Raw genomic sequence first — 236 nt, 5'->3', positions numbered from 1 at the left:
CTTAGCTTTCTTAATTAACTTAGTAACCTCACTTTTTGTCTTGGATGTTTGGTTAGAATACTCAGCTTCGGTAAAAGTTTCCTCTTCTATAATATCACGATATACATCTACCAAATTATCAATTGGATTATAATCAACCGGTTTTTCCTCAGCATGTTGTAAATTTAATTCTAATCGTTTAATATCTTTACTCGTAAGACCGTTCGTTGTATTTAAAATAACCGCTTCAAAATAAC

Annotated in this window: 1 pseudogene; it reads right to left on the bottom strand. The window is 30.5% G+C overall.

The annotated features are described in order from the left end of the window. Nucleotides 1–236, bottom strand: a pseudogene (locus SB658_RS27460) (ParB/RepB/Spo0J family partition protein); the annotation flags it as partial.

This window comes from Bacillus sp. SIMBA_008 (genome assembly GCF_046535495.1).
Taxonomy (GTDB): Bacteria; Bacillota; Bacilli; order Bacillales; family Bacillaceae; genus Bacillus; species Bacillus subtilis.
Note: the sequence above shows the minus strand (reverse complement) of the source record. Positions and strands in the feature narration are given on the sequence as shown.